The following is a 6,197-nucleotide window of genomic DNA, read 5'->3' as shown; positions in this document are numbered from 1 at the left end:
CGTCGTCTCCTCGATCGTCAACTTCGGTGCCTTCGTGGACCTGGGCGGCGTCGACGGTCTGGTGCACGTCTCGGAGCTGTCCTGGAAGCACATCGACCACCCGAGCGAGGTCGTCGAGGTCGGCCAGGAGGTCACCGTCGAGGTTCTCGACGTGGACATGGAGCGCGAGCGTGTCTCCCTGTCGCTCAAGGCGACCCAGGAAGACCCGTGGCAGCAGTTCGCCCGGACCCACCAGATCGGCCAGGTCGTTCCCGGCAAGGTCACCAAGCTGGTTCCGTTCGGTGCGTTCGTGCGCGTCGAAGAGGGCATCGAGGGCCTGGTCCACATCTCCGAGCTGGCCGAGCGCCACGTCGAGGTGCCCGAGCAGGTCGTCCAGGTCGGCACCGAGATCTTCGTCAAGATCATCGACATCGACCTCGACCGTCGCCGCATCAGCCTCTCGCTGAAGCAGGCCAACGAGGCCGTCTCCCCCGACCAGGTGGACTTCGACCCGACCCTGTACGGCATGGCCGCGGACTACGACGAGCAGGGCAACTACAAGTACCCCGAGGGCTTCGACCCCGAGTCCGGCGAGTGGCTCGAGGGCTTCGAGGCTCAGCGGGACGAGTGGGAGCGCAGCTACGCCGAGGCGCAGGCCCGCTTCGAGGCTCACCGCAAGCAGGTCGAGGAGGCGCGCGCGGCCGAGGCCGACGCCGCCAACGCTCCTGCTCCGGAGGAAGAGGAGGAGTACACCGGCGGCGGTGCCCCGAGCACCGGTTCCACCGGCACCTCCGACTCCGGCAGTGGCGCCCTGGCCTCCGACGAGGCCCTGGCCGCTCTGCGCGAGAAGCTCGCGGGCGGCGAGGCTTAAGCCTCTGGTCGTTCGAGGGGCCGTTCCCACTTCGGTGGGGGCGGCCCCTCGCCGTGTGTCAGGCTCTAGGGTGAACCCGCAAGGGGAGCGCACCAGGAGGCGACGTGTTCGAGATCCACCCGGCCACCGTTGCGGACGCGGGGGAGCTGTTCACCCTCCAGCGCGCCGCCTACGTCGACGAGGCGCAGACCTACGGGGACCCGTTCATCCTGCCGCTCACCGAGGGCCTGTCCCGGATCGAGGGACTGTTGGCCGCGGGGGAGACACTGGTGCTCAAGGCGGTGGTGGGTCACCGGATGGTGGGCACCGTGCGCGCGGCGACCACTCACACCACCGGGGTGGTGGGCCGACTGGCCGTGGCCCCCGATGTGCGCGGGCACGGGATCGCCCGGGCGTTGATGGAGCGGCTGGAGGAGGACCTGCGGCGCCGCCGTCCGGAGCTGGCGGCGTTGACCCTGTTCGCGGGGGCGCAGAACACCACCGAACAACGCCTCTACCGTGGGCTGGGATACGCCGAGACACACCGGGAGCGCGTCGCCGACCACCTGGTGATGGTGCACATGCGCAAGGAACTGGAGCGCGTGACGGCGGGGTCGACGTGACGTCCGCGAGCCCCGACCTCTAGGGTTTGGCGCATGCTGAAAGTGGGACTCACCGGCGGGATCGGTTCGGGCAAGAGCGCGGTCTCGGCCGCGTTGGCCTCCTACGGGGCGGTGGTCATCGACGCCGACGCCATCGCCCGCGAGGTGCTGGAGCCCGGGACCCCGGGTCTGGCCGAAGTCGTCGCCGAGTTCGGTGAGGGGGTGCTCACCCCCGACGGCCGTTTGGACCGGCCCGGATTGGGCGAGCTGGTGTTCGCCGACGAGTCCCGGCTGGCCAGGCTCAACGCCATCGTCCACCCCAAGGTGGGCGAGCGCAGCGGCCGGTTGATGGAGGAGGCGTTGGACAGCGGTGCCAAGGTCGTGGTCTACGACGTCCCGTTGCTGGTGGAGAACGGTCTGGAGTCCCTCTACGACGTGGTGGTCGTGGTCGACACACCCGACGAGGTACGGGTGGATCGCGTGTCCCACGACCGTGGCATGCCGCGCGAACAGGTATGGGCACGTATCGCCGCCCAGGCCGACCGCGAGACGCGGGCGGCCGCCGCCGACATCGTGGTGGACAACTCCGGCACCCGCGAGGACCTGGCCGAACGCGCCGCCGAACTGTGGCGTGAACTCCTGGACCGCGCGGACCACAGACCCACGCCCCCCGCCTCGCCGCCTCCCGGGTCGCGCCCCTGACGACCCCGCGCGGAGGGTGGATCAGGGGTCGGTGTCCTTGTCGAGGGCGTCGGAGAGGGAGGTGCCGGCCTCCACGGCCTCGCGGACCAGTTCCTCCCGCACGCTGTGCGCGGCTCGCACGCTCAACAGACTGGAGTCGAGTTCCTCGGTGGGGGCGGGGTCCTGGCCGGAGGTGAGGGCCAGGTCGGCGTAGTCGGCGGCCCGGTCGGCGATCTCCTGACACTGTTCCCACTCGTGGTGGGCGAGGACGGCGGCGTGGACGCGTTCACCGTAGGCGGCGACTTCGTCGACGCGGTGGGAGAGGGAACGGTGGGCGCGGGAGACGGCTTCGGCCTGTGGGGCCAGAGCTCGGGTGACCTGATCGGAGACGGCGTCCTTGCGACGTTGGACCAGTTCGCGACGTAAGGAGCGCAGCCGTAACAGTTCCTGGGACAGACGCCATTCCTCCTGGCGTAACAGGGGCAGGGTCGGGGAGGCGTCGAAGGAGTGGCCGAGGACACGTCGGCCCTCCTCGACCCGGTCGGTGGTCTGTTGCAGACGGGCGAACAGGTGCGCCTCGGGTTCCTCGCGGCGGGTGGCGAAGGAGGAGGGGCGGCCGAAGTCCTCGGGCAGCACGTACCGGTCGTGGTGTTCGGCGGCCAGGCGGGCGGGCATACCCGGGCGCATGATGGCGGCGCTTCCGGCCGCGCCGGCGGTGAGGTAGAGCGCGGCCAGGGCCGGGTCTCCCGGCAGGGCGGTGCCCAGGACCTCGGAGGCGATCCAGTGCGCGCCGAGGACCCCGGCGAGCGAGGTGGGCAGCGCCCAGAACGCGTGCATGATCAGGTCGGGCCAGTCGTCGGCGACGTCGCCTCGACGGGAGACCAGCCCGAGCAGGAGGACGGTCCCTCCCAGACACAACAGGAGGGTCAGTGGAACGACGAGGGGGTCGACGAGGAGGGCGAGGGCGGCGGCGGAGGTGCTTCCCAGGAGCAGGGCCAGGGCGCTCTCGCGCCAGGTGGGGCGGCGTGGTGGGCCCTTGGCGGCGGGGACGAGCCGGTCGGTGTGGGCGCGCAGCCGTTCGATGGTCCTGTCGGGAAGTGCCGGGTCGAAGGTGGGCCTGGAGGGATGGGACACAGCGCGTACCTCACTTTTCGGGGCACTCTTCGCTCCCTTCGATGGTAACTCGGAGGGTTCGTTCGGCCAGGGATGTCAGAGGCGGTCTGTAGCGTTGGGATGAGGGGATGGTTCGACGGGAGATTTGAGGGCTAGTGAGACCGGTCAGCGACATCAAACGCAGTGAGGCCCCGTTCGAGGTCGTCTCGGAGATGACCCCCGCGGGCGATCAGCCGCGCGCGATCGAGGAGATCAGTGAACGGGTGCGGGACGGGCGCGAGCACACGGTGCTGTTGGGCGCGACCGGTACAGGCAAGACGGCCACGGTCGCGTGGACGGTGGAACGGCTGCAGCGACCCACACTGGTGATGCAGCCGAACAAGACGCTGGCCGCGCAGTTCGCCAACGAGTTGCGGCAGATGATGCCGGGCAACGCGATCGAGTACTTCGTCTCCTACTACGACTACTACCAACCCGAGGCCTACGTCCCGCAGAGCGACACCTACATCGAGAAGGACTCGTCGATCAACGACGAGGTGGAGCGTCTGCGGCACTCGGCGACCAACTCGCTGCTCACCCGGCGCGACACCATCGTGGTGGCGTCGGTCTCGTGCATCTACGGTCTGGGCACGCCGCAGGAGTACGTGGACCGGATGGCGCAGTTGGCCGTCGGCATGGAGGTCGACCGGGACGAGCTGCTGCGCCGGTTGGTGGAGATGCAGTACTCGCGCAACGACACCGCCTTCACCCGGGGCACGTTCCGGGTGCGCGGGGACACCATCGAGATCATCCCGGTCTACGAGGAGCTGGCGATCCGCATCGAGATGTTCGGTGACGAGATCGAACGGCTGATGACGCTGCACCCGCTCACCGGTGAGGTGTTGGGGGAGAGCGAGGAGATGTTCATCTTCCCCGCGTCGCACTACGTGGCCGGTGAGGAGCGCACCGAGCGCGCCATCGCCACGATCGAGGCGGAGCTGGGGGAGCGGCTCACCGAGCTGGAGGGGCAGGGCAAGCTGCTGGAGGCACAGCGGCTGCGCATGCGTACCACCCACGACCTGGAGATGATGCGTCAGCTGGGTACCTGCTCGGGGATCGAGAACTACTCGCGGCACTTCGACGACCGTGCGCCGGGCAGCGCCCCCAACACGTTGCTGGACTACTTCCCCGAGGACTTCCTGCTGGTCCTGGACGAGTCGCACGTGACGGTGCCGCAGATCGGCGCGATGTACGAGGGTGACGCGGCGCGCAAGCGCACCCTGGTGGACCACGGGTTCCGGTTGCCCTCGGCGATGGACAACCGGCCGTTGAAGTGGGAGGAGTTCACCGAGCGGATCGACCAGTCGGTGTACCTGTCGGCCACGCCGGGCAGGTACGAGCTCCGCCAGGGCGGTGGCGAGGTGGTCGAGCAGGTGATCCGCCCGACCGGTCTGGTGGACCCCGAGGTGTTGGTCAAGCAGACCGAGGGTCAGATCGACGACCTGGTGCACGAGATCCGGGAGCGGGCCGAGCGCTCCGAGCGGGTGCTGGTGACCACGCTGACCAAGAAGATGGCCGAGGACCTCACCGACTACTTCGCGGAACTGGGCATCCGGGTCCGGTACCTGCACAGCGAGGTGGACACGCTGCGGCGCGTGGAACTGCTGCGCGAGCTGCGCGTGGGCGAGTTCGACGTGCTGGTCGGCATCAACCTGCTGCGTGAGGGGCTCGACCTGCCCGAGGTGTCGCTGGTGGCCATCCTGGACGCGGACAAGGAGGGCTTCCTGCGTTCGGAGACCTCGTTGATCCAGACCATCGGTCGCGCGGCCCGTAACGTGGCCGGTCAGGTGCACATGTACGCCGACAACGTGACCGACTCCATGCGAGCCGCCATCGACGAGACCAACCGGCGCCGGGACAAGCAGCTGGCCTACAACGCCGAGCACGGCATCGACCCGACCCCGCTGCGCAAGCAGATCGCCGACATCCTCGACACCCTCAACCGCGAGGACGTGGACACCGAGGAGCTCATGGCGACCGGCTACCGGCAGGGCGGCAAGTCCGTGAAGGCTCCGGTGCCGGCGTTGGGCGAGAAGGCGGACGTGGCGAACATGCCGCGGGCCGAGTTGGCCGCTCTCATCGAGCAACTCGGTGAGCAGATGCACCAGGCGGCCACGGACCTTCAGTTCGAGTTGGCGGCGAGGTTGCGCGACGAGATCGGTGAGTTGAAGCGTGAGCTTCGCGGTATGGACGCCGCCGGGGTGAAGTGAGGACCCCGGGTGCCCTGGGATCCCGACCGGGATGTATCGAATCGGAAACGATCGCAGAACGCTTAGGTCGCATAGTTACCTTCGCGTGACATAGTCTTGGGTTTTGCCCAAGAGGTATGTCGTGATTGCCGTTTTCTGGTGGGGAGTTCCATGCTCGGTCGGGTGCTCAAAGGTATGGGGGGCGTAGTGCTGCTCGGCTCCCTGCTGGCCGGATGCGACATGGGTCGGGCGGCCCCCGAGGAGAGTGCCCCCTCGCCGGAGGCCGGTCAGGGGCGGGAGACCATGACCGAACCCCGGGGCAACGTCATCGACGATGAGGTGATCCTCGTGGTCGACGACGAGGCCCACGTGCGAGAGGACTGCGAAGAACGGGAGGTCGTGGTCTCCGCCGACCGCGCCACCGTCGTCCTCGCCGGAGACTGCGGGGTGGTGCGCGCCACCGGCCGGGGCTCGGTGATCGAGGTCGGCAGCGCCGAGAAGATCGTCCTGGTGGGTGTGGACAACGAGATCACCTTCGCCGAGGGCGACCCCGAGGTGATCAACCAGGGACGCAACACCACCGTCAACGCGGCGGGCGGCAAGGAGGATTGACCTTCGGCGGGATCGCCCGTGGCACGGGCGACTTCGTGTCTATCGATACACCGACCCGCCACCCGAGAGTGATCCGAGATCCGTTACCGTAGAGCCCGTCCTTCCGCGCGATACGGGAGACGCCGGACCACC

Annotated in this window: 6 protein-coding genes; 5 read left to right on the top strand and 1 reads right to left on the bottom strand. The window is 68.8% G+C overall.

Annotated features, from left to right (window positions below):
• From K8V84_RS05090 to coaE, 3 genes are all read left to right on the top strand, one after another.
• Window positions 1-850: S1 RNA-binding domain-containing protein (locus K8V84_RS05090; protein WP_304071056.1), on the top strand; the 850-nt coding region annotated here is incomplete at its 5' end.
• 104 nt (window positions 851-954) lie between these two features.
• The gene (locus tag K8V84_RS05085) at window positions 955-1,452 is read left to right on the top strand and encodes a GNAT family N-acetyltransferase (RefSeq protein WP_304071054.1); all 498 of its coding nucleotides are present in this window, start codon (window positions 955-957) and stop codon (window positions 1,450-1,452) included.
• Window positions 1,453-1,485: 33 nt separating this feature from the next.
• Window positions 1,486-2,133, top strand: coding sequence for a dephospho-CoA kinase (gene coaE / locus K8V84_RS05080; protein ID WP_304071051.1), 648 nt, complete (start codon window positions 1,486-1,488; stop codon window positions 2,131-2,133).
• Between the two features lie 21 nt (window positions 2,134-2,154).
• On the opposite strand, the gene K8V84_RS05075 is transcribed toward coaE, so the two are convergent.
• Entirely contained in the window at window positions 2,155-3,246 is a 1,092-nt protein-coding gene (locus K8V84_RS05075) for a hypothetical protein (protein ID WP_304071048.1), read from the bottom strand.
• A 134-nt stretch (window positions 3,247-3,380) separates the two neighbouring features.
• On the opposite strand from K8V84_RS05075, the gene uvrB reads away from it, so the two are divergent.
• Window positions 3,381-5,474: an excinuclease ABC subunit UvrB gene (uvrB, locus tag K8V84_RS05070; protein ID WP_304071046.1), complete on the top strand. Its 2,094-nt coding sequence runs from the start codon at window positions 3,381-3,383 to the stop codon at window positions 5,472-5,474.
• Between the two features lie 174 nt (window positions 5,475-5,648).
• A complete protein-coding gene (locus K8V84_RS05065; RefSeq protein WP_304071043.1) occupies window positions 5,649-6,065 on the top strand; it encodes a DUF3060 domain-containing protein in 417 nt (138 codons plus the stop codon).
• The last annotated feature ends 132 nt before the right edge of the window (window positions 6,066-6,197 follow it).

Origin of the sequence: Nocardiopsis listeri, assembly GCF_020741345.1 — a bacterium.
GTDB classification, from domain to species: Bacteria; Actinomycetota; Actinomycetes; order Streptosporangiales; family Streptosporangiaceae; genus Nocardiopsis; species Nocardiopsis listeri_A.
Note: the sequence above shows the minus strand (reverse complement) of the source record. Positions and strands in the feature narration are given on the sequence as shown.

Bases quoted from the DNA above. Each gene is read 5' to 3' on its own strand.
- coaE (WP_304071051.1), top strand. From the start codon at position 1,486: ATGCTGAAAGTGGGACTCACCGGCGGGATCGGTTCGGGCAAGAGCGCG.
- K8V84_RS05065 (WP_304071043.1), top strand. From the start codon at position 5,649: ATGGGGGGCGTAGTGCTGCTCGGCTCCCTGCTGGCCGGATGCGACATG.